The sequence below is a fragment of the Brevibacterium sediminis genome, assembly GCF_024895295.1.
In the GTDB taxonomy this organism is placed as follows: Bacteria; Actinomycetota; Actinomycetes; order Actinomycetales; family Brevibacteriaceae; genus Brevibacterium; species Brevibacterium sediminis.
In genome coordinates this window covers 66,847-90,373 of the sequence record NZ_JAHQRN010000003.1, presented here as the reverse complement: position 1 = coordinate 90,373, position 23,527 = coordinate 66,847, and the positions used below count along the sequence as shown (strand labels likewise).

General features: G+C 66.0%; 20 protein-coding genes. 10 read left to right on the top strand and 10 right to left on the bottom strand.

Translation table 11 applies throughout. The features are described from left to right. Nucleotides 1–10: 10 nt before the first annotated feature. Both KTJ89_RS07770 and KTJ89_RS07765 read right to left on the bottom strand, forming a co-directional pair. Nucleotides 11–1,279: an alpha-hydroxy acid oxidase gene (locus KTJ89_RS07770; RefSeq protein ID WP_062241048.1), complete on the bottom strand. Its 1,269-nt coding sequence runs from the start codon at nucleotides 1,277–1,279 to the stop codon at nucleotides 11–13. Nucleotides 1,280–1,367: 88 nt separating this feature from the next. After that, nucleotides 1,368–3,056 (bottom strand): L-lactate permease, encoded by a 1,689-nt coding sequence (locus KTJ89_RS07765; RefSeq protein WP_259357297.1) that lies wholly within the window; start codon nucleotides 3,054–3,056, stop codon nucleotides 1,368–1,370. Nucleotides 3,057–3,295: 239 nt separating this feature from the next. Here KTJ89_RS07765 and KTJ89_RS07760 point away from each other — a divergent pair, with 239 nt between their 5' ends. Further along, nucleotides 3,296–4,081, top strand: a complete 786-nt coding sequence (locus KTJ89_RS07760) for a FadR/GntR family transcriptional regulator (RefSeq protein ID WP_259357296.1) — start codon at nucleotides 3,296–3,298, stop codon at nucleotides 4,079–4,081. 81 nt (nucleotides 4,082–4,162) lie between these two features. Here KTJ89_RS07760 and KTJ89_RS07755 read toward each other — a convergent pair whose 3' ends face one another. Both KTJ89_RS07755 and KTJ89_RS07750 read right to left on the bottom strand, forming a co-directional pair. Further along, nucleotides 4,163–7,822, bottom strand: a complete 3,660-nt coding sequence (locus KTJ89_RS07755) for an efflux RND transporter permease subunit (protein ID WP_259357601.1) — start codon at nucleotides 7,820–7,822, stop codon at nucleotides 4,163–4,165. Nucleotides 7,823–8,159: 337 nt separating this feature from the next. After that, on the bottom strand, nucleotides 8,160–9,338 hold the full coding sequence (locus tag KTJ89_RS07750; protein ID WP_259357295.1) for a CobW family GTP-binding protein: 1,179 nt from the start codon (nucleotides 9,336–9,338) through the stop codon (nucleotides 8,160–8,162). Between the two features lie 206 nt (nucleotides 9,339–9,544). On the opposite strand from KTJ89_RS07750, the gene KTJ89_RS07745 reads away from it, so the two are divergent. Continuing rightward, nucleotides 9,545–9,946: a Fur family transcriptional regulator gene (locus KTJ89_RS07745; protein ID WP_259357294.1), complete on the top strand. Its 402-nt coding sequence runs from the start codon at nucleotides 9,545–9,547 to the stop codon at nucleotides 9,944–9,946. Between the two features lie 45 nt (nucleotides 9,947–9,991). On the opposite strand, the gene KTJ89_RS07740 is transcribed toward KTJ89_RS07745, so the two are convergent. After that, on the bottom strand, nucleotides 9,992–10,996 hold the full coding sequence (locus KTJ89_RS07740; RefSeq protein WP_259357293.1) for a GTP-binding protein: 1,005 nt from the start codon (nucleotides 10,994–10,996) through the stop codon (nucleotides 9,992–9,994). Between the two features lie 69 nt (nucleotides 10,997–11,065). Between KTJ89_RS07740 and ykgO the strand changes: the two genes are divergently transcribed. Further along, complete coding sequence (ykgO, locus tag KTJ89_RS07735; RefSeq protein ID WP_139467916.1) at nucleotides 11,066–11,188, top strand: type B 50S ribosomal protein L36; 123 nt, start codon at nucleotides 11,066–11,068, stop codon at nucleotides 11,186–11,188. Here ykgO and mobA read toward each other — a convergent pair. After that, nucleotides 11,169–11,792: a molybdenum cofactor guanylyltransferase gene (gene mobA, locus KTJ89_RS07730; RefSeq protein ID WP_259357292.1), complete on the bottom strand. Its 624-nt coding sequence runs from the start codon at nucleotides 11,790–11,792 to the stop codon at nucleotides 11,169–11,171. The two genes, ykgO and mobA, sit on opposite strands and share 20 nt — an antisense overlap. Nucleotides 11,793–11,935: 143 nt before the next feature. Between mobA and KTJ89_RS07725 the strand changes: the two genes are divergently transcribed. Continuing rightward, nucleotides 11,936–13,660, top strand: a complete 1,725-nt coding sequence (locus KTJ89_RS07725) for an amidase (RefSeq protein ID WP_259357291.1) — start codon at nucleotides 11,936–11,938, stop codon at nucleotides 13,658–13,660. A gap of 372 nt (nucleotides 13,661–14,032) precedes the next feature. On the opposite strand, the gene KTJ89_RS07720 is transcribed toward KTJ89_RS07725, so the two are convergent. Next, complete coding sequence (locus tag KTJ89_RS07720; protein WP_259357290.1) at nucleotides 14,033–14,953, bottom strand: helix-turn-helix domain-containing protein; 921 nt, start codon at nucleotides 14,951–14,953, stop codon at nucleotides 14,033–14,035. A gap of 140 nt (nucleotides 14,954–15,093) precedes the next feature. Here KTJ89_RS07720 and KTJ89_RS07715 point away from each other — a divergent pair, with 140 nt between their 5' ends. From KTJ89_RS07715 to KTJ89_RS07705, 3 genes are read left to right on the top strand one after another with little or no spacing between them, the layout of a single operon-like run. Next, the gene (locus KTJ89_RS07715; protein WP_259357289.1) at nucleotides 15,094–16,341 is read left to right on the top strand and encodes an MFS transporter; all 1,248 of its coding nucleotides are present in this window, start codon (nucleotides 15,094–15,096) and stop codon (nucleotides 16,339–16,341) included. Nucleotides 16,342–16,372: 31 nt separating this feature from the next. Then, complete coding sequence (locus tag KTJ89_RS07710; RefSeq protein ID WP_259357288.1) at nucleotides 16,373–17,416, top strand: zinc-binding dehydrogenase; 1,044 nt, start codon at nucleotides 16,373–16,375, stop codon at nucleotides 17,414–17,416. A gap of 30 nt (nucleotides 17,417–17,446) precedes the next feature. Beyond that, on the top strand, nucleotides 17,447–18,445 hold the full coding sequence (locus KTJ89_RS07705) for a quinone oxidoreductase family protein (RefSeq protein WP_259357287.1): 999 nt from the start codon (nucleotides 17,447–17,449) through the stop codon (nucleotides 18,443–18,445). 17 nt (nucleotides 18,446–18,462) lie between these two features. On the opposite strand, the gene KTJ89_RS07700 is transcribed toward KTJ89_RS07705, so the two are convergent. From KTJ89_RS07700 to KTJ89_RS07690, 3 genes are all read right to left on the bottom strand, one after another. Next, a complete protein-coding gene (locus KTJ89_RS07700; protein ID WP_259357286.1) occupies nucleotides 18,463–19,080 on the bottom strand; it encodes a TetR/AcrR family transcriptional regulator in 618 nt (205 codons plus the stop codon). A 52-nt stretch (nucleotides 19,081–19,132) separates the two neighbouring features. Further along, entirely contained in the window at nucleotides 19,133–20,353 is a 1,221-nt protein-coding gene (locus KTJ89_RS07695; RefSeq protein ID WP_259357285.1) for a glycosyltransferase, read from the bottom strand. 107 nt (nucleotides 20,354–20,460) lie between these two features. Continuing rightward, a complete protein-coding gene (locus KTJ89_RS07690; RefSeq protein WP_259357284.1) occupies nucleotides 20,461–21,195 on the bottom strand; it encodes a DUF998 domain-containing protein in 735 nt (244 codons plus the stop codon). A gap of 99 nt (nucleotides 21,196–21,294) precedes the next feature. On the opposite strand from KTJ89_RS07690, the gene KTJ89_RS07685 reads away from it, so the two are divergent. The 3 genes from KTJ89_RS07685 to KTJ89_RS07675 all read left to right on the top strand — a co-directional run bounded on the left by KTJ89_RS07685 (nucleotide 21,295) and on the right by KTJ89_RS07675 (nucleotide 23,451). After that, nucleotides 21,295–22,068: an isocitrate lyase/PEP mutase family protein gene (locus tag KTJ89_RS07685; protein ID WP_139467912.1), complete on the top strand. Its 774-nt coding sequence runs from the start codon at nucleotides 21,295–21,297 to the stop codon at nucleotides 22,066–22,068. Nucleotides 22,069–22,134: 66 nt separating this feature from the next. Then, a complete protein-coding gene (locus KTJ89_RS07680; RefSeq protein WP_259357283.1) occupies nucleotides 22,135–22,896 on the top strand; it encodes a VOC family protein in 762 nt (253 codons plus the stop codon). A gap of 69 nt (nucleotides 22,897–22,965) precedes the next feature. Further along, entirely contained in the window at nucleotides 22,966–23,451 is a 486-nt protein-coding gene (locus KTJ89_RS07675) for a hypothetical protein (RefSeq protein ID WP_259357282.1), read from the top strand. Nucleotides 23,452–23,527: the final 76 nt, after the last annotated feature.

Below are 23,527 nucleotides of genomic sequence, written 5' to 3'. Positions count from 1 at the left end.
CCTCGGCGAATCAGCCCTTGGCCGGGCGGGAGCTGATGATCTCCGCGCGCTCGTCGCGGTTGAATTGACGCAGCTGGGTCACATGGGACGGGTTGAGCTCGGAGACATCGGCGACCTGGAGCAGGCGCATGGTGCGCTCGACCTGCTCGCCGAGGATCTCGATCGTCCTGTCCACTCCTGCTCGACCGCCGGCCATGAGGCCGAAGAGGTAGGCGCGGCCGATGAGCGTGAAGTCCGCGCCCAGCGCCAACGACGCGACGATGTCGGCGCCGTTGCGGATTCCGGTGTCGATGATGATCTCCACGTCCTTGCCGATCTCGCGAGCCACCTCGGGGAGGAGTTCGAAGGGCACGGGCGCGCGATCGAGCTGGCGCCCGCCGTGGTTGGACAGGACGATCGAATCGACGCCGAGGTCGGCGAGCTTTTTCGCATCCTCGAGCGTCTGCACGCCCTTGACGGAGAATTTGCCGGGCCACATGGCGCGGATCTCGGCGAGGTCATCGAAGTTGATGGAGGGGTCCATCGCCGAATCGAGGAGCTCGCCGACGGTGCCGCCGGTCTCCGACAGGGACGCGAACTCGAGCTTCGGGGTGGTCAGGAAGTCCCACCACCACCAGGGACGAGGGATGGCGTTGAGGATCGTCTGCGGGGTCAGCTGCGGCGGAATGGAGAAGCCGTTGCGCGTATCGCGCAGTCGGGCACCGGCGACGGGAGCGTCGACGGTGAAGAAGAGAGTGTCGAACCCGGCGTTCTTCGCCCGCTCGACGAGGCCGTAGGAGATGTCGCGCTGCTTCATCACATAGAGCTGGAACCAATTGCGCCCATGCGGGTTGGTCTTCTTGACGTCCTCGATCGACGTCGTGCCCAGCGTCGAGAGCGTGAACGGGATGCCTGCAGCCCCGGCGGCTCCGGCGCCGGCGGTCTCACCCTCGGTCTGCATGAGTCGGGTGAAGCCGGTCGGCGCGATGCCGAAGGGCATGGCCGAGCTGCCGCCCATGATCTGGGTCGAGGTGTCGACGTTCGTGACGTCCTTGAGGATCGAGGGGTGGAACTCGATATCGCGGAAGGACTGGACCGAGCGCTCCATCGAGATCTCACCCTCGGCGGCCCCATCCGTGTAGTCGAACGCCGCGGCCGGGGTCCGGCGCTTCGCGATTTTGCGCAGGTCCTCGATCGTCAGCGCATTCTCCAAGCGGCGCTTCTTCGGGTCGAGTTCGAACTTCTTGAACTTCATCAGCTCGAAGATCTCGGCCGGCTGAGGAATCTGCCTCTTGACCATGTTTTTCGCTCCTTTGATTAGGCGGTGGTTGAGAAGTGGGTGGTGGCTGGTGCGGGTGGTCCGATCGGCAAGACGGCGCCGCGCGGATTCAGGAGCCGGGGACCATCCAGGACAGCACCGTCGACTGGAGTCCGACGAGCAGACACATGGCGACGAGCATGCCCAGGGACCAGCCGATGACGCGGCGGAGGATCGAGGCCTCCTTGCCGAGCAGACCGACGGCGGTGGCCGCGATGGTGAGGTTCTGCGGGCTGACCATCTTGCCGAGGACGCCGCCGGAGCTGTTGGCGCCGACGAGCAGCAGCGGGTTGAGCCCGGCCTCGTGTGCGGCGGTCTGCTGCAGGGTCGCGAACAGTGCGTTCGCCGAGGTGTCCGAACCGGTCACAGCAGTGCCCAGCCAGCCGAGGATCGGCGAGAGGAAGGCGAAGAAGGCTCCGGTGCCGGCGATCCAGGTTCCGATGGTGATCGTCTGGCCCGAGAGGTTCATGACATAGGCCAGCGCGAGAACGGAGCCGACGGTGAGGATCGAGAACTTCATCTTCACGACGTTGACGATGAAGACATCGACGGCGTCCTTCGCCGACATCTTGTACACGATCGCGACGATGATGCCGGAGATGAGCAGCAGGGTGCCCGGAGAGGACAGCCATTGGAAGTTGTAGACCGTGCTCGTCGAGACTTCGCCGGCGGCGTTGAGGATGTTCCCATCCAGTCCGGGCCAGGGGATCTTCACATCGGTCGAGGCCAGCCAGTTGTTGAGTACCGGCACGAGTTTGGCCACGGAGAAGATGACGATGACGAGCAGATAGGGAAAGAGCGCGAGGAAGACGCGGGACCCGGTCAGCGGCGCGGTCTCCTTCTTCACATCAGTGGCAACGGCAGCAGAGGCACCGCCGGCATCGGGAGCATCGGCGCCTTCGTGTTCGCGCTCATCGGCCATGCGGTCGAGTGCGTCCTGACCGCCCTTCGGCTTCCAGAAGCGCAGCATGATGACGACGGCTGCGAGGCCGACGAGGGAGGCGATGATGTCGGTGAGTTCGACGGAGAGGAACGTGGCGGAGACCCACTGGGCGAGGCCGAAGGCGATGCCCACGACGAGGGCCAGCGGCCAGATCTGCTTCAGCCCGCGACGCCCGTCGACGAGCAGGACGAGGAAGAGCGGCACGACTGCGGCGAGGAACGGGGTCTGGTGACCGACCATGGCGCCGATGTCCTGGTAGTCGATTCCCGTCAGAGTGCCGGCGGTGATGATCGGGATGGCGATGGCGCCGAAGGCCACGGGGGCGGTGTTGGCAACGAGGACGACGACGGCAGCTCGCATAGCGGTGAAGCCGACGGCGACGAGCATGACACCGGTGATCGCCACCGGGGCGCCGAATCCGGCGAGCGCTTCGAGGAGGCCGCCGAAGCAGAAGGCGACGATGATGGCCTGAATGCGCGGGTCATCGGAGATGACGTTGATGACCAACCGCAGGTCCTCGAAGTGCCCCGAGCGCACGGTGAGTTCGTAGAGCCAGATCGCGGTGATGACGATCCACATGATCGGAAACAGTCCGAAGGCGAACCCCTGTGTCGCCGAGAGCGCGGCGAGTCCGACCGGCATTCCGTAGGCGGCGATCGCGACGATGAGAGCGACGCCGACGGCGGTCAGTCCGGCCCAGTGGGCCTTCCATTTGAGTGCGCCGAGGGTGACGAAGATCGTCAACAGCGGCAGGATCGCCAGCATGGACGTCCACAGCAGGCTGTCGGCCACCGGTGCGATTTCAGGTGTGTACATGGCTTCTCCAAATCGGCCGGGCCTGCCCACATCGGGTCCGTTCCCCTGTGAACGCGCTCCGAACTCGAATGATCGAAATGTTCAGTATGGCCTTTATGAGGTCAGACCATTAATCTGAGCATAGGACGAGGGTGTGATCTGCGTCAACTGTTTTCTTCCGGCGGCGGTTCCGGTCGCATCCCCACGAGCAGGACGACGAGCAACGAGAGGCATGACATGATGGCGCGGTGGAGACGACCATGAACGATGACACGAACGAGGTCCGCCCGGAACAGACCGGCAGCGCCGAGGCGGCCACCGGTCCCGAATGGAAACCCGTGAACCGGGCGAGCACCTATGAGCTCGTCATCGATGCCATCGAAGAGCAGATCATGACCGGCTCACTGGGCGTCGGAGATCCTCTGCCTGCCGAACGCGACCTGGCGACGAAGCTCGGCGTCAGTCGCGCCAGTGTGCGCGAAGCGCTGCGGGTGCTCGACAGCCTCGGCGTCGTTCGGTCATCTGGCGGGTCCGGTCGTGGTGCCGGCACGTTCATCGCCGCCATGCCCTCGGCCGCGCTCACTCGTTTCCTCCGCCTTCATGTGGCGCTCACGAACTTCAGCATCGATGACGTGACGGAGACGCGCATCCAGCTCGAACGCTCGAGCGCGATTCTCGCGGCGACCCGTGCCGATAAGGACGCACTGGCGGAGGTGAATGCGCAGCTGGCGATGATGGACACTCCCGGCATCAGTTTGGAGACCTTCAACGACGCAGACACCGCCTTCCACGTCGCCATCGCTCAGGCTGCGGGCAATCAGCTGTTCTCCGATCTCACCGGGGCCATCCGCACCTCTCTGCGGAAGTCGATCTTCTCCTCGTTCAGCCGCGTCGACGACCAGCAGGCGCTGATGGCGAAGCTGCAGTCCCAACACCACGGGATCATGGACGCCATCAGCGCCGGTCGCGCCGAGGAGGCTGCGGCCCTGACCGAGGAACACATCCGCTTCGCCGCCTCACGCTTACCCGGCCTCTCCGACACCTAACCCACCCCAATTGCTACCTGACGGCGGCCCAGCAACCTCGCGCGAGGTTGCTGGGCCGCCGTCAGGTAGTAGTTAAGGGGTTTACTGGTCGTCGGAACGCTGGGCCACCTCGGCGGTTTCCGCTTCGATCCGCGCTTGGTTCTCGGCCCGTTTCTTGGCGCGCTTCTCCTCCTTATGTACCGCCCGGACCTCTTTGCGCCGTTCGACGAGGAGGTAGAGAGCGGGGACGAGGATGAGCGTGAGCACCGTCGACGAGGTGAGCCCGCCGATGACGACGATCGCCAGGGGCTGCGAGATGAACACTCCCCCACCGGTCAGCCCCAGCGACATCGGCACGAGGGCGAAGATCGTCGCGGCCGCGGTCATGAGGATCGGGCGCAGGCGCAGTCGGGTGCCGTGGACGATCGCGTCCATGAGGTCGAGCCCGTCCTCCCGCAGCTTGTTGATGAGGTCGATGAGCACGATCGCGTTCGTCACGACGATGCCGATGAGCATGAGCAGACCGATGAGCGAGGGAATGCCCAAGGGTGTGCCGGTCGCCAGCAGGAGCAGCACGGCTCCGGTCGCGGCGAACGGAATCGACACCAGCAGGATGAGCGGCTGGACGAAGCTGCGGAACGTCGCGATCATCACGAGGAACACGAGCACGATCGCCACGGCCATCGCCATACCAAGCTGACCGAAGGATTCCGCCTGCTCCTGGCTGGCACCGCCGACGTCGAAACTGACTCCGTCGGGCAGATCCATGGTCTCGGTCAGATCGGTGGCCGCAGCGGTGACCGTTTCGAGCTGACCGCTGGACGGAGTTGCGAACACGGTGACCTTCCGGTCTCCGTCGGCACGGTCGATCGTCGCCGGGGTCTCGGTCTTCTTCACCTCCGCGATCTCGTCGACGGTGATCGGTTCGCCCTTGATGTCGGGGATGGCGGCCTGCTCATCGGCAAGCGCTTCTTCCTCCTCCTGGCTCTGCTCCTGTTCACGCTGGCCGTCGACGAGGTCGTCGATGGCGTCGTTGGCTTCCTTCAGTCCCTTCTCTGCTTGTTCGACGCCTTCGCGGGCCTGTTCCACCTGGTCGGCAGCCATGTCGCCCGGGCTCGGAGCCGGCGGCGGATTCTCGGCATCGCGCAGGGCCTTGCGGGCCTGTTCGAGCTGGTCGGCCGCGTTGTCACGAGCTTCACGGGCAGACTCAAGCTGCTCGGCCGATTCGTCAGCGGCCTTGCGCTTGGCCTCCTCGGCGCGGGCATCGGTCTTCTCCTCGACCCGATCGGTCGCATCCTCCTGGGCGTTCTGCGTCTGCACCTCGGTGACGGGCAGTTCGAGAGCACGGATCTCGTCCGGGGTCGCATCCGGATGAGTCGGAGCGAGGGTGATGTCGCGCTCCTGGCCATTGAGGGTGATGGTGCCGGCCTCGACACCGTGGAGTGCGGAGGCGATGGCCTGCCCGACCTCAGCCTGGCTGAATCCGTAGTCGGCGGCTTTCTCCCGATCGACGTCGACCTCGATGACCGGCTGATCGGCGGCGAGGTCGTTGCGGGCGGACTGGACGCCGTCGGTGTCCGCCATCTTCTTCGTCACCTCGTCGGCAGCCTTTCGCAGCGCACCCAGGTCGGTGCCCGAAAGGGTGACCTCGACGTCCTCGCTGACGGAGCCGCCGGCGTCCTGGACGTCGATCTCGCCCGCGTCCTTCCCGAGGTCGTCGAGTTGGGTGCGGAGGCGGTTCGTCGCGACCTCGGCCTCGGAGTCTTCGGCCAGGGTGACGTTGAACTGGTTCTCCGCTCCGGATTCCGGGCCGTTGACCGTCGTCGAGTAGGTGTCGACGTCCGGATCATCGCCGAGCACGGCTTCCACGCGCTTCGCGGCCTTGTCACCGGCTTCGAGCGAAGCGCCGGCGGGGAGGGTCTGCGTGATGTACACGGAGTTCTGCCCGGCCGATCCGAGCAGGTCCGTCTTGAGGAAGGTCGCGCACATCATCGTGACAACGAAGATGACGACGGAGAAGGCGATGGTCCTCCAGGGGTGGTGCAGGGCCGAGATGATCGCCGGCAGGCTGCGCTGCTGGAGGCGATCGACTCGGCCGGAGGCCTCACCGTTTCCGGGTGCGGGAGCGACGACGGGTTCGACGGTCGCGTCCGGCAGCGGGTCCTTGCCCTTGGCCGCGCGTTTGGCGTTCTTCTTCTCGATCGCCTTCTGGCGGCGTTCGGCACGGGCCACCGAGCGACGGTGCTGCTTGGCCGCCCACAGCTCATAGCTGCGGTCGGTGGCGGCTTGCCGTTTGGGCGAGAGCGGTTTGGGGCTGCGGCGCAGGACCCAGTAGCTGAACACGGGGACGATCGTCAGCGCCACGACAAGGGAGGCCAGCAGTGCCAAGGACACGGTGACGGAGAAGGGCCGGAACAGCTGTCCGGCGATGCCGTCGACGAACGCGATGGGCAGGAACACGGCGACGGTGGTCAGAGTCGAGGCGGTAATGGCACCGGCGACCTGCTTGACGCTGGCGACGATGTCTTCGACCGTCAGGTCGCTCGTGCCCTGGCGTCTCCGGATGTTCTCGATGACGACGATGGAGTCGTCGACGACGCGGCCGACGGCGATCGTCAGGGCGCCCAAAGTGAGGATGTTCAGCGTGTAGTCGCCGACCATGAGGCCGATCATCGCGATGAGCAGCGACATCGGGATCGAGATCGCGGCGACGATGGTCGAACGGAACGAGCCGAGGAAGGCGAGGATGACGAAGATCGCGAAGATCAGGCCGAGTCCGCCTTCGACGGAGAGGTCGTGGATAGATTTCTCGATCTCCGGAGCCTGATCGAAGATCGTCGAGAATTCCGTGTCCTCGCCGAGCTTCGGACCGACCTTGTCGAGGGTGTCGGCGACCTTGTGGGAGACGTCGACGACATTGGCGTCCTGGTCTTTGGTCACCGACACAGTCACGGAATCCCTGCCGTCGGCACGGGACAGGGAGGTCTTCTCGACCGAGTCGAGGTCGACGTCGGCGACCTCACCCAGCAGTACGGTGCCGTCCGCGGTGCGCAGAGGCGTCTTCTCGATCTGCTCGACGGCGTCGACCTCAGTGCCGACCTCGACGGCCATCGACGTGTCGCCCTGTGAACTCTGGCCAGCGGGAACGACAGTGCCGGCGGCTTCGAGCTCATCGGGCACGGAGGATTCGACGACGTTCTTCTCCGCCACGTCCTCGGGGCGGAAGGTGATGGAGACTCGCTGCTCGTCCTGGCCGGTGACCTCGACGTTCGAGACTCCGTCGAGAGCGCGGAGTTCGGGGACGAGGTCAGTCTCAAGACGGTCACCGAGGGTGGCGGAGTCCCCGCCGGAGACGGCGAACATCGTCACCGGGACCTCATCCATCTGATACGACAGCACCTCGGCTTCCGCATCGGCGGGCAGGTCGGACTTCACACCGTCGACGGCCGAGCGGACGGCGTCGGTCATCTCTTCGGAGTCCTTGCCGAAGGGCCAAGTCACCTCGGCGGTCATCATCCCCGACGAGGTGGAAGTGGTCACCGATTCGAGCTCTCCGACCCCGTCGAGCGCGGTCTCGAGAGGCTTGGTCACGGTCTCCTCGATCACCTCCGGTGAGGCGCCGGGGACGGTGGCCTGCACCGAAGTGCCGGGCAGGTCGACCGAGGGCATCGTCTCCTGGTTGAGTGAGGTGGTCGCGACAATGCCGAAGACGGCGATCACGAGGGTGAGCAATCCGACGATGAGGCGGTTCTTCAGACTCATCCGGGTGATCAGGTGCACGGGGTTCCTCCGGGTTCGGGGGTGTGAGCAGGGCGCTCCAGTCAGTCTTCCAAGCGGATCGCCTCAGCGGATCGCCCAAAAGTAGGCAACGGTGTCCCCCAAAAGGATGAATTCTCACTGCTGTTCCCGGCAGGTCGATCACGGCCGTTCGGTGGGGCACGTTCCGACCCTAGAAGCGGTCACGGGTGCCCGGCACGGGAGTTGTCCCCCAGGACACCCTCAGGAAACACGGAGGAAAACCGGAGGATCCCCTCCTCTTACTACCTGACGGCGGCCCAGCAACCTGGCGCGAGGTTGCTGGGCCGCCGTCAGGTAGCAATTAGGTGTGGAGGCGGACGTGGTGGAGGAGGCGTTCGGAACGGTCACTGTCTGATGCCGCGACATCCAGGCCTCCGGCGGCGTCGACGTTGAGGGCGGCGGTCAGAGTGGCTTCGGCCGCCTCGGTGTCGAAGTCCTCTCCGATGGCGACGAGGACGCTGTCGGCATCTGGCCGATCACCATTCCCCGCGCTTAAGGACGGCGTCTTCGGGACAGGTCGGGCCGCCTCCGCGACGTAGACGTTCGGACCCACAGCCTGCACATCGAAGCTGCGCCTGCGAGATCCCACAGCCGCGAGCACGGTGCCCTTCACCCGGTACACCCCGGGCGGGAGGTCTTCGACGAAATCCATCACCGCATCCGGATCGACAGGACCGCTGCCGGTGACGGTCACCGACTGGGCATGTCGATGCGGCAGGAATTCCGCGTCGGCCTCGTCGTCACCGAGCTCGTCGGCTGCCGCCTCGGCGTAGGCCTGACGCAGCAGTTCCCGGATCGGCAGCTCAGGTTGGATCGGGTCGTCACCGGCGTCGGAGCCGCTTCGGCGAGGATCCTGCTCTCCTTCGCCCGGGTCGAAGATGAGTGTGGGGTCGAGGCGGGCGTGGTGGGTGCCGATGACGATGACGCGCGGATTGCGTTCGTGGACGCGGGCGCGCACGGCCTCGACCGTGGTCTCACGGTCGGCCACCGGCACCTGGTCGAGCTTGTTGACCAGCACCAATGTCGTCGCGGCGAAGCGCAGGGGCGGCAGGCTCGAGGTATCGATGGTGTCGAAGTACATGGTGGCGTCGACGACGTCGATGACCCCGCCGAGGTGGAATCGGTGGTGGCCCATGCGCGTGATCATGCGGGCCAGGGTCAGGGGTTCGGCGAATCCGCTGGCCTCGACGATGATTGCGTCGAGGCGCAGCTCGGGGTTCGTCATCGCCACGAGCGCGTCTTCGAGCTCGGAGTCATCGGTCAGGCAGCACACGCATCCGCCCGAGATCGACAGCGGTTCGTCGACCTGGCCGACGACGAGTCCGGCGTCGATGTTGAGGTCGCCGAAGTCGTTGACTATGACGCCGATGCGGGCGTCAGGGTGGCGCAGGAGGTGGTTGAGCAGGCTCGTCTTTCCGGCACCGAGGTAGCCGGTGAGCAGGATGACCGGGATCGCCGGTCTGCGGGTGGGGCCGCTCATTGCGCCTCCTCGGTGGTCGTGCTCGCTTTTCGTGCTCGGTGGCTCGACAGCGCGGGTTCCGCTGTGCGCGCGGGCCCGTCACTGCGGCGGGTGAACCGCCCGTTAATGGTAACGTGTTTCATTATTTCTCTCGCATATGCGCGTTCATGCATATGCCCCTGTGACGTCGACGATGAGTTCGACAGAGACGATAAGGGAGGACTCCCATGGCAGCTCCGCAGAAGAAGACGCGCAGCACCGCACAGAAGGCACTCATCCGCTCTGCCCTTGAGACCGAGACCCGCTTCGTCTCCGCCAAACAGCTCCACCGCCGCCTCGAAGACGAAGGGGCCAGCGTCGGCCTCGCCACCGTCTACCGGCAGCTCAATGCGCTTGCACGCGGCAGCGATGCCGATACGATCACCATCGCCGAGACCCAGCTCTTCCGCGCCTGCGCGCAGACCGAGCACCATCACCATCTCGTCTGCGAGCGCTGCGGCACCGCCGTTGAGATCGACCCGCCGAGTGAGGACTGGATGCGTCAGATTGCGGCATCGAACGGCTTCGAGATCACACACCACGTCTTCGAGATCTTCGGCCTGTGCGCCGAATGTCGGGCGTCCGGCTGAGCGCAGCCGGAGCACCGCCCCGGCGTCAGACTAAGACCGCTGGCGTCATCCGCGGTGCGCGGAGTCCCATGCGGGGAACTCGTCGTGATACTCCAGCCAGGCCATCGGACCCGCCAGAAGCTCAGCATTGGTGAGGACGGCGCGGTCGAGCGCTTCACACAGCCCCGCCTCGTCGAGGTCGAAGCCGATGAAGGCGAGATCCTGACCGAGCGCCAACAGCTCTGCACCAGGCAGCGGATCAGCGGTCAGCGGTGAGAACGTCAGCAGCGTGCCTGCCTGATCCCAATGCGCGGTCACATAGGGTCGGGAGGCAAGCTTCGCGAAGCCGGCCGAACGGACGATTCGCCCCCAGCAGCCTTCGCCGAGAGCCGCACTCAGCACTGCCTGCAGTCGCTGCGGGTGGAAGGGTCGCGCTTGTTCGAAACGGCAGGCGCGGACACCTCCCGACCGAGCCGGGGGCCGAAACTCCGAGTTGAGTATCGCCGTCCACCCCGCGGCGGGAGGTCGGTGCCCGAACTGCCAGCACACCGGCTCATGCACCGCGCCGTCGCGCAGGAGAAAGCGCTCGGCCTCCGGTGCCAGGTGCGCGATCAGCCCGATGGCCGCCTCGGCCCCGGCCGATTCGGCAGCATCGGGCGCCAGCAGAGCAAGTGTCGAGGCGAATTCGATCTGCGCAACCAGGGCTCCGGCGCGCGCTTCCGAATCGAGATCGCTGCGCAGGCAGGCAAGGTCGAGCACGCAGACGAGGTCGGTGAGCACGGCTCGCGTGTCGGGAGCACTCAGAGCTCCGATGATCTCCGCACAATCCGCGTCCTCCCCGTATTCGAGGACGAACCCGTGCACCCCGGATGTCATTCCGACCAGATCGACGAGGCGGTCGATCGCCTCGATGCCCTGTTCCGTCTGCTCCGCGGGCACGAAGACAAAACCGCGATCCCTGGCCAGACCCATCGCATAGCGCCTGCGCTCAGCCGCGCAGAGTCCGACGACGGCGATCGCTTCGATTCCGTCGACGATGGGACTCCGGCCGCGTTCGTCTGATCCCTGCATTCGCTTCCCTTCGCTGGAGAACATAGTATTATCTCTAATGATACTCATTCTCACTAAGGAGTCGCATCCATGAAGGTTCGTCGTTCGCTGCGTTCGCTGAAGTCACTGCCCGGTTCGCAGGTGGTCCGCCGCCGCGGCCGCGTCTACGTCATCAACAAGAAGAATCCTCGATTCAAGGCCCGTCAGGGCTGAGCCGGGTTCGAATCGCTTCGAGCTCGGCTGCAGTGTCGAAGTCGCTCACTACCTCCGGGTCCACAGCGACCGCGACCGGCTCGAGTCCCGCGAAGAGCAGCTTCACCGCCCCATCCATCGGGTCGCCGATCTCCGTGAGACGGGCACGCAGCAGCCGAGTCGGCCAGGCCGCGCAGAGGAACTGCGTCTTTCCCCGATCGTCGGCGCCCGTGGCCGGACGTCCGGTGGCACGACACGCAGAGATGAGCTCACCGAGGTGGCCCGCCGTGATCAGCGGCATGTCCCCGGCCAGGACAAGGGTGACATCGGCCGTCTCGGACGGAAAGTCCGCCTCAGTCGGCATTGCCGCAACCGCGGCTGCGATCCCGGCCAAAGGGCCCGCGAACTCGGGTTCTTCCCGCACGACGCGGACGCCTTTCTGCTCCGCCGCCGAGAGTCCGTCTGCTGGTCCGGCCACCCACACCTCGGCGTCGGCTGCCGCACCGCGGATGCTCTGGAGGATCCGGGAGATCGTCGACCGTCCGTCGACCTCGACGCCGGGTTTGTGAATACCGTCGAAGCGTCGCGAGCGACCGCCGGTGAGAATGATCGCGTTGACCGTCATGCCTCGATCGTACAGACCGCGAATACCACTCTCAGTGTCCGGCAAACAACGAAATCCGCAGCCCATCCTCGGCGAATCAGCGCTACTCTGGGCAGGAACACACCCACATCGCGCACGCACCGTCGAGTGCACGGAGGAAGATCATGTCGAAGTTCGATGTCGTCGAAGCGTCCGTCGCCGATCTGCGAGCCGCCCTCGAGGACGGCCGCACCACCTCGGTGGAGCTCGTCGAGGCCTATCAGGACCGGATCGCCGCGTTCGACGGTCCCGACACCGACACGAAGCTCAACTCCGTGATCGTGAAGAACCCGCAAGCCCTCGCCGAGGCGGCCGCCTCCGACGAACGGCGCGCCGCGGGACAGACGCTCGGCCCCCTCGACGGGATTCCGTACACCGCGAAGGACAGCTATATGGTCGCGGGCCTCACCGTGGCCTCCGGATCCCCGGCCTTCGCCGATCTCGTGGCACAGAAAGATGCATTCACGATCGAACGGCTGCGCGCCGGCGGCGCCATCTGCTTGGGTCTGACGAACATGCCGCCGATGGCCAACGGCGGCATGCAGCGCGGGCTTTATGGTCGCGCCGAAAGCCCGTACAACGCGGATTGGCTGACCAGCGCCTTCGCCTCCGGTTCCTCGAACGGCTCGGGCACGGCCACGACGGCGAGCTTTGCGGCCTTCGGCCTCGGTGAGGAAACCTGGTCATCGGGCCGAGCCCCGGCGTCGCACAATGCGCTCATCGCCTACACCCCCTCTCGCGGGGTCATCAGCGTGCGCGGAAACTGGCCGCTCGTGCCGACGATGGACGTCGTCGTCCCCCACACTCGCACAATGGCCGATCTGGCGGAGGTTCTCGACGTCATCGTCGCCGACGACGAACAGACTCGCGGGGACTTCTGGCGCGTCCAGCCCTGGGTGGACATCCCGAAGGCGAGCGCGGTGCGCCCGGACTCCTACTCTGCGCTCCTGCCGGAATCGCTCGCGGCGGCTGGGTCGGTGTTGGCCGGCAAGCGACTCGGCGTGCCGCGGATGTACATCAACGCCGATGACGAGGCCGGAACGAACCCGGACGGCGGTATCGGCGGGCCCACGGGACAACGCGTCGAGACGCGCGCCTCGGTGATGGAGGTGTGGAAGGCCGCCCGAGCCGATCTCGAATCGGCCGGAGCCGAAGTGGTTGAGACCGACTTCCCGGTCGTGAGCAATTACGAGGGCGACCGGCCCGGCGCCACGACGATCGCGACGCGGGGGTTCGTCACCGCCGCCTACCTCGAACGGGAGATCAATGATCTCTCGTCGTGGGGGTGGGATGACTTCCTCGCCGCGAACGGCGACCCGAATCTCAACACCCTCGCCGAGGTGGACGGAGCCAAGATCTTCCCCCATCCACCCGGTGCGCTGCCGGATCGCTACGTCGGGTTCGACGATGACATCGCAACCTACCCGGAGCAGGTGCGCACGAATCGCTACGCCTCGGTCACGGAGATCCCGGAGCTCGAGTCCGGTGTGCGCGGGCTCGAGGAGACCCGCCGGGTCGACCTCGAGGAATGGATGGATGAGCGGGGCCTCGATGCGGTGATCTTCCCGGCGATGGCCGATGTGGGACCGGCCGATATGGATGTCAATGAGGCTTCGGCCGAACTCGGTTGGCGCAACGGCACATGGGTGGCCAACGGCAACCTCGTGCCCAGGCATCTGGGCATTCCCTCGGTGACGGTGCCGATGGGCACCATGTCCGATACCGGGATTCCCGTGGGCCTGACGATCGCCGGGCGCGGCTGGGACGATTCCTCCCTCATCGAGATCGCAGCGGCGTTCGAGGCGACCGGGTCCCGTCGTGAGGGGCCGCCGCGGACCCCGCGGCTGTGAGGAGCACTGCGCTCACCGGCACATCACTGCGGTGACCTGATCTCGGAAGTTGCATCTGATGCATGATTCGTGCATCAGATGCAGCCTCTGGGTATGGACTCGAACGACGACCATCCGCCGCCCTCGGGTGGCGCGCTGCCGTTCGGCAACGACTCATTGCTGCGGTCGGCGGAGCAGTTCTTCGATGAGATGCTAGCCGGCTGGACTGCGCAGCAGACCTCGCGGATGCTGATGACGCAGACGATCAAGACCAGGACGTCGCCGGTTCGCCGACTTCTCCAACACCCCTCCGGCGGTGTTCGCCACGCTCGTCGGCGTCAACATCGGCGCCGCGACCCGCTGGGCCTCACTCGCCGGAGCCTCATGGAACCCCTACGTCACTTCGCCCCGCTGACCTTGTGCGTTACGGCCTCGATCGTGGGCAACGGCGCTCGGCGCGGGGTGCGCATTCCAGCTGGCGAGGAGTTTGAGGCGTTCCTCGTTCGTGGTGCCGGGCTCTGCAGTGTAGAACGACAGGTCATGCCAGGCGCGTTTCCCGGTGGGCAGGTCGACGGACTGGTACGTCAGCTCGATCTCGCCGACCTCGGGGTGCTGCAGTCGCTTGGTCCCCTCATGGCGGATGCGGATGTCGTGGGCGGCCCAGAACGCACTGAACTCCTCGCTCGCGGTGGACAGCTCACCGATCAGCTCCCGCAGCGCCTTGTCGTACGGTGCCCGGCCTGCCTCGGCCCGCAGCAGCGCGACGGTCGCAGCGGCCCCTGATTCCCACTCCACGAAGAAGTCCTTGGAGGACTCGTCGAGGAAGTGGTAGCGAGCGAAGTTCGCCACTCCGCCGATGGTGGTGGGGCTGTTGAACATGGGCGCGTGTAGGGCACGGCCAAGCGCGTTGGAGCCGATCACGTCGAGGCGGCCATTGCGCACGAACGCGGCGGACATCGTGATCGAGTCGAGCATCCACTGCACCCGAGGAGCCAACGGCACCTCGCGGCGACGGGCCGGCTGCCGGTGTGCAGGTTTCGCAGCGCGGGCGAGGTCGAGCAGGTACGTGCGTTCGTCTTCGTCCAGGTGCAGGGCGTCGGCGACGGCACCGAGGACGTCTTCGGAGACCCCGGCGATGTGACCCTTTTCAAGTTTCGTGTACCACTCGGTGCTTATGCCTGCGAGCACGGCGACTTCCTCGCGGCGCAGGCCTGGTACACGGCGGCAGGCGCTGGTGGGCAGGCCGACATCGGCAGGGGTGAGCCTCGCTCGCCGGGTGGCGAGGAAGTCGCGGATGTCGTCGCGGTTGTCCATGCCTCAACGATACGAGCCGAAAGCCGCGTGAGGGGGGGGGTCTTGGTTCTACCCCCGATAAACGCGACCTGTTCCACCTGGCTCCCAAGGCGTGTGATGGATACCGAACAGATCAGATTCCCGATTCTTCCGAGGTGCCCATGCACAACGAAGCTCCCGCAGCTTCTGACACCAGCAAGCCCGCTGCCCGCGGCAAGTCTGCTGGTGACCGTCTCCCGCTCGTCGTCTACATCCTTGCGGCGGGCACGTTCCTGATGCTCACGACCGAGTTCGTGATCGCGGGCATCCTGCCCGAGATCGCGGGCGACCTGGACATCTCGCTCGCCCAGGCCGGTTCGCTCATCACGGTGTTCGCCGTCGGCATGGTCATCGGCGCTCCCTTGCTGGCGCTACTGACGATGCGCCTGTCGAAGAAGCTCACACTCCTGATCGCGCTGGTGGTGTTCGTCGCCGGGCACGTCATCGTCGCCCTCAGCTCGGACCTCACGATCCTCATGGGAGCACGCTTCATCACCGCCCTGGCCACCGGCGCGTTCTGGGCCGTGTCCGCAGTCGTCGCCTCCAACATGGTCGGCCCCTCCCTGAAGTCCTCCGCGGTGGGCGTCGTCGCCGCGGGCGGGTCGCTGGCCACGGTGCTGGGTGTGCCGATTGGCGCGTTCCTCGCGCAGCACGTCGGCTGGCGCGGCACGTTCTGGGCGCTCGGGATCGCCGCCGCGATCGCCGTGGTGTTCATTGCCCGCCTCGTACCCGCGGACGCCCCGCAGCCCAAGGGCGCATCGGTGCTCGGCGGTCTCGCTGACCTCCGCTCGCCCCGGCTCTGGCTGGTGCTGGCCGCGTGCCTGACGACTACCGGTGGTGTGCTCGCCGCGTACTCGTTCGTTACCCCGATCCTCACCGACCAGGCCGGGGTGACACCGGCTCTAGTTCCGTTGGTGCTTGCCGGGTTTGGTATCTGCTCGTTCCTCGGCACTCTCCTTGGCGGACGCCTGGGCGATAAGCACGCCCACGCCGTGGTGATCGTGACCCCGGCGTTGACGACGCTCGTCCTTGCAGCGATGGCGGTCTTCACCGGGTCGACATGGACCACCGTCACCCTCGTGGTGCTGCTGGGTGCGTTCGGGCTCAGCGCGAACAGCGTCCTCATCCACCTCGCCGTCGGGCACGCCGGCCGCGCCGAGACCCTCGGCTCCGGGCTCGCGGTCGCCGCGTTCAATGGGGGCACCGCGATCGGCACCACGATCGCAGGCACCACTCTCACCAGCGGGCTCGGGCTGTCCGGTCCGGCCACTGTCGGCGCGATCATCGTCGCCCTCACCCTGATCCCGACGATCATCCTCGCGACCCTCGCCCGCAGGCACCGCACTGCTGAGCCCGTTTCATCTCACTGACCCCAGCATTCATTCACGAAGGAGAACCATCATGCGCGCAGCGCTCATGTACCAGGCCGGAGATGTCCGGATCGAGAACGTGCCCGACTCCCGGATCAAGTACCCCACCGACGCGCTGGTGCGGATCACCGCGTCCTGCATCTGCGGCTCCGACCTGCACCCCTACCACCAGATGACCGTAGAGGACGGCCCGGCCCGCATGGGCCACGAACTCATCGGCGTCGTCGAGGACACCGGTTCCGAGGTCACCACCCTGACCAAGGGCGACCTGGTGGTCTCCCCGTTCGCGATCTCTGACAACGTGTGCGAGTCCTGCCGGGAGAACTTGCAGACCTCCTGCACCCACGCGCACGCCGCGTTCTGGGATGGCATCGACGACGAAGGAGGCCAGGCCGAGGCTATCCGCGTGCCGCTGGCCGACGGCACTCTCGTGAAGCTGCCCGTCGCTCCGGATTCCGAGCTCATCCCGTCACTGCTGACCCTGGCGGATGTGCTCGGCACCGGCTACCACGCCGCGAAGATGGCCGGCATCACGCCGGGCCAGAAGGTCACCGTGATCGGTGACGGCGCGGTCGGGCTCATGGCCGTGCTCTCGGCCAAGCGCCTCGGGGCCGAGCAGATCGTCCTCATGGGCCGCCACAAGGCTCGTACTGACCTCGGACGGGAGTTCGGTGCCACCGACATCGTCGCCGAGCGCGGCGAGGAAGGCATCGCCAAGGTCTGTGAGCTCACCGGCGGGCACGGCACCCACGCCGTGTTGGAGGCGGTCGGGCACATGCCCGCCTACGAGCAGGCCCTCGGCGTCGTCCGCCCCGGCGGTGTCATCAGCCGCGTCGGAGTGCCCCAGTACGAAAACGCCGGGATCGGGTTCGCGAGCCTGTTCGGTCGCAACATCCGACTCGCCGGCGGCCCCGCCCCGGTGCGTGCCTACATTGAGGAGCTCATGCCCGACATCGTCAACGGCGCCATCAACCCCGGCAGGGTCTTCGACGCCACCACGGACCTCGACGGCGCACCGGGCGGTTACCATGACATGGACGAGCGCCGCAGCCTGAAGGTCCTCGTCCGCCCCTGACCGGCCTCACCCGAGAAGAGAGGAGCTCTCATGAATGGTCGGACAGCGCCTACGACCGTGCGCGGTGTCGTCATCGACCGCACGGGCGGTCCCGACGTCCTCCAACCCCGCACCCTGACCCTGCCCGCTCCCGGCCCCGGCGAGGTGCTGGTGCGGCACGAGCGGATCGGAGTGAACTTCACCGACATCTACCAGCGCCGCGGCACAGACCCCGTCGCCCCGCCCTTCACTCCAGGGATGGAAGCCGCAGGGATCATCGAGACCGTGGGAGCGGATGTTCCCGGTTTCCATCCCGGTGACCGGGTCGCCTACGCCCGGTGGCGCGGCTCATATGCCGAAGCCGCGATCGTCCCGGCCACGAGCCTGATCCCGCTTCCCGATGACGTCTCGTTCGAACAGGGGGCCGCGTTCGGGATGCAGGGCATTACCGCGCAATACCTCATCACCGAATTCCGTAAGCCCAGTGCCAGCGACACGGTCCTCGTGCACGCCGCCGCTGGCGGGGTCGGCCTCATGCTCGTCCAGTTCGCCAAACACTCCAGCGCCCGCGTCATCGGCACCGTCTCCACCCAGGCGAAAGCAGACGCCGCACGCGAGGCCGGCGCCGATGAAGTCATCAACTACACCGACGACGACTTCGCCGAGACGGTACTGCGCCTGACCGACGGTCACGGAGCCGATCTCATCATCGACGGGGTCGGGAAAGCGACCTTCAACGGAGACCTCCGCGCCGTCGCTACCCACGGCAACATCGTCGTCTTCGGTGCGGCCAGCGGCCCCTCCGACCCACTCAGCCCCGGAGAACTGATCGGCCGGTCCCGCACCGTCTCGGGTGGAGACGTCGCCGACGGCATCGGCACCCACGACGAGCTCCTGGCCCGAGCGAAGGACGTCCTCGACGGAATCGAGCAGGGCTGGCTCACCTCAGGCATCCACGCCACCCTACCCCTGGAGGACGCCGCAGAAGCCCACCGACTCCTCGAAGAACGCCACACGATGGGGAAGATCCTCCTCAATCCCACGATCTAAGCGATCCCGCCGGCACATCACTGCGGTGACCGGGATCGGACCTCCGCATCGTCGAGGACCCCGGTCACGGCAGCCAGAATGACGGCGAGCGCCTGCTCGTTGTCGACAGCGTCGGCCGGGGAGGCGATCTCGGCGCTCGGCTCCTTGGCCGCGGCACCGCTACGGGCGAAACCGGAGACGAGCTCGAAGAGCACCGCCACGGCGGAGTACTTCTGCCCGATGGGAGCCGGGTGGCCTGCCAGCAGTGACATCGCCGTGTCGACGGTGGCGCTGGTCCGCGGCCCGGTTGCGGCGGGGAGGCCACCGGAGGTCAGCCACGGATGGGCGACGTGGAGGTCGAGGAGTCCTTGCGCGAAAACGCGGAGATCTGCCCGCCACTGCCCCGTTGCGCCCACATCGGGCAGCTCGGCCAGCACGTCGTCGCGGATGCTGTCGACGAGTTCCTCCCGATTCTGAACATGCCGGTACAGGGCCGCCGCTGTGCTGTCCAGCTCAATGGCCACGGCTCGCATGGTCACAGCGTCGAGCCCGTGCCGGTCGGCGATATCGATCGCAGCCGCCACGATCACCGCCCGGTTCAGTTTCGGCGGACGGCCGATTCCACCGGTCGACTTGCCCATGTTCTTGTTCCCCACAGCCCTTGCGTTCTTCTCCACCACCGGGGGCTTATCAAACTTTGTATTCTTCTCACCCATCGCAGGCCGCCGCCCATCGACGCAGAGGTGCAGTCGAGTCGCCGTCGTCGAGTCGAGCACCAATCTCGGCCGCACGGCGCCGATAGCCCGAATTGCCGATGGCTTCGTCCACGCGGGTCTTCAGCCCGTCACGGCTCAGGCGCCTGCCGGTGAGCGGGGTGACCGCGGCGCCGAGTTCGTGGGCGCGCCGGGCCCAGAAGAACTGATCGGTGTGCAGAGGCAGCGGGACGCCGGGCGTTCCCGCGCGCAGACTGGCCGCGGTAATTCCGGCACCGGCCTGGTGCACGACCGCCGCCACCTGCGGCAGCAGCCAGGAATGGGGCACATGCTCGGCTGCGAAGACCCGGTCCTGGGCCGCCTCGGCGAGATTCTCTCCGATCTTTCCCTGCACGATCACTCTGCGGTCGGTGGATTCGGCGAATTCGGCGACAGCCGCGCCGGCGCCGGCATCGGCGTCGACGCTGCCCAAAGTGATGAGGACCGGAGCCGGTCCGGCGGCGAGGAAGTCGACGAGCGGGGACGGAGCCGTCCAGTTCTCGTCCTCGACGGGCCACCAGAATCCGTCGAGGCTCAAGGTGTTCGGCCAGTCGCTTGGACGTGGCAGGACTGAGGGAGAGATTCCGTGGTGGACAGGCAGTCCGGCGCGCAAGCGTCGACGAATTCCGGCAAGGCGGCTCTCCTTCGGCAGCCCCAGCTCCCCGCGGACATGTGCGATCGCCCCGCCGACGGGCGCGGGGAAACGTTCGACCAGTCGGCCGAAGCCGCGATTGAGTGCGGGTCCGAGGTCGAGGTTAGACGCGATCATCGGCGGGTAGCTTCGACTCGGAAGGCCCGGTTGAGGCAGGGCCTCGGCCGACGGAATGCTCAACGCTTCGGCGATGTCATGGCCATAGGGAGAGATCGGGTTGGTGATGACGACCCCGAAGCCACCGTCTGTGGCTGCGGCGAGTGCGGCGCGTGCGTGGTCGAGCATGTACGTCCGCAAGTGGGCGAGGTATCCCCGAGCGCCCGGAGCTGAGCCATCAGACTGCAGCGGCGGCTCGAGGGGAACCGCAAACGGCACGAGCTCGCAGCCTGCGGCGGTCACGCGCTGCTCATAGTCGGCGTGGGCGACGATGGTTGCTTCGTGACCGTCGGCGATGAGTCCGGAAGCGATGCGCAGGGCGGGTTCGACATCGCCGCGGGAACCGGGCGCGAGGATCAGGATCTTCATGAGCTTCCTTTGTGAACGTTGTTCACTAAGGATACCCGCACCGGTTTCGGCGTCACGATACGAGCCCTGGACCGAGCGGCCCGACCGGATCGATCACGAGATGGCATTCAGCGCCCGGAGGTGAGTTCGCGCTTTCGCCTGGAGGCGTCACGCAGCTGCATCCATCCAGCGAGGATGAACCAGATGAGGATCGGGTAGGACGCGGCTCTCTCGACGATGCCGACGGGCAGGTTCCAGGTCTCGGGAGCAGCCAAGAACAGTGCTCCGGCGAGACCGAACGCGCCCAGTCCGAGCGTGAGTCCGCCGAATTCGACGGGACCGATCCAGCGCTTCTCGGGCCAATGAGTCAAGGCGATGCCTGCGGCGAGCAGACCGAGATTCTGGATTCCGGATCCGCCGAAACCGAAGACAGCATGCAGAGTCGGATCGATATCGGCGGGGACCATCCCGGTTCCGGCCAACAGCATTCCGCCGGCGGCGAGTAGGAAGGATCCGCACCTGCCCCAGCGACTCGGGGCGATCCAGTCGTGCCAGATGAAGGCGATGATCGCGAGCATCGATCCGGCGATGATGGAAACACCGTTGACGAAGGGATGGGCCGGTGAGCAGACCTCGATCGGGGTTCCGACGTCTCCCCAGTCCCCGCATCCGGTCATCCCCAGATGGCTGATGGGCTGCTGAGTGAACGAATAGCCGCCTTCGGACATCAGTGCCGCGGGAATCTCGATGAGGATCGTGGCCATGCCGGCAAGCACGGCGAGAAGTGCCCATACCCGCTCGGGTTTGGGCGAAACGCGGATGGCGCCCGAACCGGCCACCTCTGCTCCTCCGTACGGCGACATCGGATGTTGTTCACGCTATCACTGCGCCTGCCTGAAACCTTCTGGTGAACCAGTCCGACCCCTGGCGTGTCGAGGCACAACAGTGGAAAAGTATTGACCATGGTCGATTACACGGTTCTCGCCGAACGCGCTTTCACCCTTCTGCAGGGACATCACCAGGACGAACCTCTCGTGCTGCCGACTGTCTGGGATGCCTGGTCGGCTCGTGCGATGGTCGACGTCGGTTTCAACGCTCTGAGCATCGGGTCGCACCCGCTCGCCGATTCGCTCGGCCACGGCGACGGTGAGCAGATGACGCTCGAGCAAGCGCTCGAGGGGATCTCACGGATCACCTCGGCGGTGGATGTTCCGGTCACCGCGGATCTCGAATCCGGCTACGACACCCCCGCTCCCGAGCTCATCGCCGGTCTCCTCGAGGCCGGAGCGGTCGGTGTGAATATCGAGGACACGGTGCACAGTCGCGGCAGCATGCGCAGCCCCGAGGAGCATGCCGAATACATCTGGAGTCTGCGCCAAGCGGCCGAGGCTCAAAGGGTCCACGTCGTCATCAACGCCCGGACAGATGTGTTCAAATATCCCGGCGACTTCGAGGATCCCACCGCCGAGGTGGTTCGACGTCTGCGTCTGTGCACCGACGCCGGCGCGGACTCCGTCTACCCCGTCCGTCTGCCCGATGTGGGCACACTCAAGTCGATCCTCGCGCAGATCACTCTGCCGCTCAATGTCACCGCGCACCCGATCAAGGGCGCGGTGCCCGAAGAACTCGACCTCTCACAGCTCGCTGAGCTCGGGGTCGGGCGCGTGACCTTCGGTCCGCTTCTGCAGGCGGCGCTGACCGACTGCTTCGCGGATTTCACGCGCGCTTGGCAGTAGGGTCATCCCGCTGCCGTCGGCACTATTCACTGCAACTCACCTCCACCCATCACAAGAGGAGACGCAATGCCTGCCAACCCCCGCGAAGGCCAGCCGATCTGGATCGACTATGTCTGTCAGGACTTCGAGGCCGCCCAGAACTTCTACAATCAGCTCTTCGGCTGGGAATTCACCGACATGGGTGAGGACTTCGGCCACTACAATATGATCACGAAGGACGGAGGCAACGTCGGCGGCGCCATGCGAGCCATGAACATGGACGGCACTCCGAGTCCGGAGATGCCCACGGCTTGGTCGACCTACCTGTACACTGGGGACATCTCCGGAGTCCACCAGGCAGCGTTGGGTGCCGGTGCTGCGGACGTCGTCGGCCCGATGCCCGTCGGCCCGCTCGGCCAGATGGCCGTCGTCGTCGATCCGACCGGTTCGCCCATCGGCATGTGGCAGCCCGGCGAGTTCTCCGGCTTCGATACTCCGCTCTCACCGGGAACTCCCGTGTGGTTCGAACTCATGACGACGAACTACCAGGCAGCGAATGATTTCTACGCCAAGGTCTTCTCATTCGACATCACTCCGATGGAGGGCTTCCCGTACTCGACGCACGGCGACGGTGACGCGGCTGTGGCCGGGATCTGTGACGCCAGCGAGTGGGCACAGAATTCCTATTGGCGCACCTACTTCAACGTCGAAGACGCCGATGCCTCGGCAACGAAGGTGACCGAGCTCGGCGGCAAGGTGCTCGCCGGTCCGGAAGACTCCCCGTACGGACGCATCGTCACGGTCACCGATCCGGAAGGCGCGACGTTCCAGCTCCAGCAGAATCTGTGACCGTCAGCCTCGCCGAGGCGGCCCGGTTCTGTTCCGGTCGGCTGCACTGCGGCAGTCGCTGAACCGCCCGTGACCTCTACCGACCGCTTTGAACCTCTGCGGCGACGATTCCTCAGCCTCGGGCTCGGGGAAATCGTCGCCGCAGCGGTCTTCGCTGTCGTTCCGACGCGTCTCGCTTTCGTCACGGCCGATCGAGCCGAAGCAGCGCTATGGGCAACACTGTCCCCGCTGCTCTTCATCCTCGTTCAGGCCGGAATCTACTGGCTGATCGCTCGGCATCATCTGCCGGCCCCGATTCCAAAACCGGTCGCTCGAATCTATCGGTTTCTGCGCGTCATCAACCCGCTCGTGCTTCTCACCTCACTCATCGGCATCGTCGTCGCTTGGCCCGGCGTTTCGCTCAGCGCGGTTCTCATCATCGTCATCTGGCTGTTTGCGGTCGCCGAATACATCAACTATTTCCATGTCCGGCTCTCCTACCCGTGGTCGAAGTGGACAGTGAAGGTCGGACGCCGGTCAACTCCGCGCCTGGTCAGAGACCTGCAGAGGAGTTAGAGGTACCGCTGCAAGTCATCCAGCACGCTTGATGGTGAGCTTTGAAATCATGCGGTCGCTGAATAGTCTCAGAATG

Excerpts from the sequence above, each read along its gene's own strand:
- KTJ89_RS07770 (WP_062241048.1), bottom strand. The coding sequence starts at position 1,279 with ATGGTCAAGAGGCAGATTCCTCAGCCGGCCGAGATCTTCGAGCTGATG.
- KTJ89_RS07765 (WP_259357297.1), bottom strand. The coding sequence starts at position 3,056 with ATGTACACACCTGAAATCGCACCGGTGGCCGACAGCCTGCTGTGGACG.
- KTJ89_RS07760 (WP_259357296.1), top strand. The coding sequence starts at position 3,296 with ATGAACGATGACACGAACGAGGTCCGCCCGGAACAGACCGGCAGCGCC.
- KTJ89_RS07755 (WP_259357601.1), bottom strand. The coding sequence starts at position 7,822 with ATGAGTCTGAAGAACCGCCTCATCGTCGGATTGCTCACCCTCGTGATC.
- KTJ89_RS07750 (WP_259357295.1), bottom strand. The coding sequence starts at position 9,338 with ATGAGCGGCCCCACCCGCAGACCGGCGATCCCGGTCATCCTGCTCACC.
- KTJ89_RS07745 (WP_259357294.1), top strand. The coding sequence starts at position 9,545 with ATGGCAGCTCCGCAGAAGAAGACGCGCAGCACCGCACAGAAGGCACTC.
- KTJ89_RS07740 (WP_259357293.1), bottom strand. The coding sequence starts at position 10,996 with ATGCAGGGATCAGACGAACGCGGCCGGAGTCCCATCGTCGACGGAATC.
- ykgO (WP_139467916.1), top strand. The coding sequence starts at position 11,066 with ATGAAGGTTCGTCGTTCGCTGCGTTCGCTGAAGTCACTGCCCGGTTCG.
- mobA (WP_259357292.1), bottom strand. The coding sequence starts at position 11,792 with ATGACGGTCAACGCGATCATTCTCACCGGCGGTCGCTCGCGACGCTTC.
- KTJ89_RS07725 (WP_259357291.1), top strand. The coding sequence starts at position 11,936 with ATGTCGAAGTTCGATGTCGTCGAAGCGTCCGTCGCCGATCTGCGAGCC.
- KTJ89_RS07720 (WP_259357290.1), bottom strand. The coding sequence starts at position 14,953 with ATGGACAACCGCGACGACATCCGCGACTTCCTCGCCACCCGGCGAGCG.
- KTJ89_RS07715 (WP_259357289.1), top strand. The coding sequence starts at position 15,094 with ATGCACAACGAAGCTCCCGCAGCTTCTGACACCAGCAAGCCCGCTGCC.
- KTJ89_RS07710 (WP_259357288.1), top strand. The coding sequence starts at position 16,373 with ATGCGCGCAGCGCTCATGTACCAGGCCGGAGATGTCCGGATCGAGAAC.
- KTJ89_RS07705 (WP_259357287.1), top strand. The coding sequence starts at position 17,447 with ATGAATGGTCGGACAGCGCCTACGACCGTGCGCGGTGTCGTCATCGAC.
- KTJ89_RS07695 (WP_259357285.1), bottom strand. The coding sequence starts at position 20,353 with ATGAAGATCCTGATCCTCGCGCCCGGTTCCCGCGGCGATGTCGAACCC.
- KTJ89_RS07690 (WP_259357284.1), bottom strand. The coding sequence starts at position 21,195 with ATGTCGCCGTACGGAGGAGCAGAGGTGGCCGGTTCGGGCGCCATCCGC.
- KTJ89_RS07685 (WP_139467912.1), top strand. The coding sequence starts at position 21,295 with ATGGTCGATTACACGGTTCTCGCCGAACGCGCTTTCACCCTTCTGCAG.
- KTJ89_RS07680 (WP_259357283.1), top strand. The coding sequence starts at position 22,135 with ATGCCTGCCAACCCCCGCGAAGGCCAGCCGATCTGGATCGACTATGTC.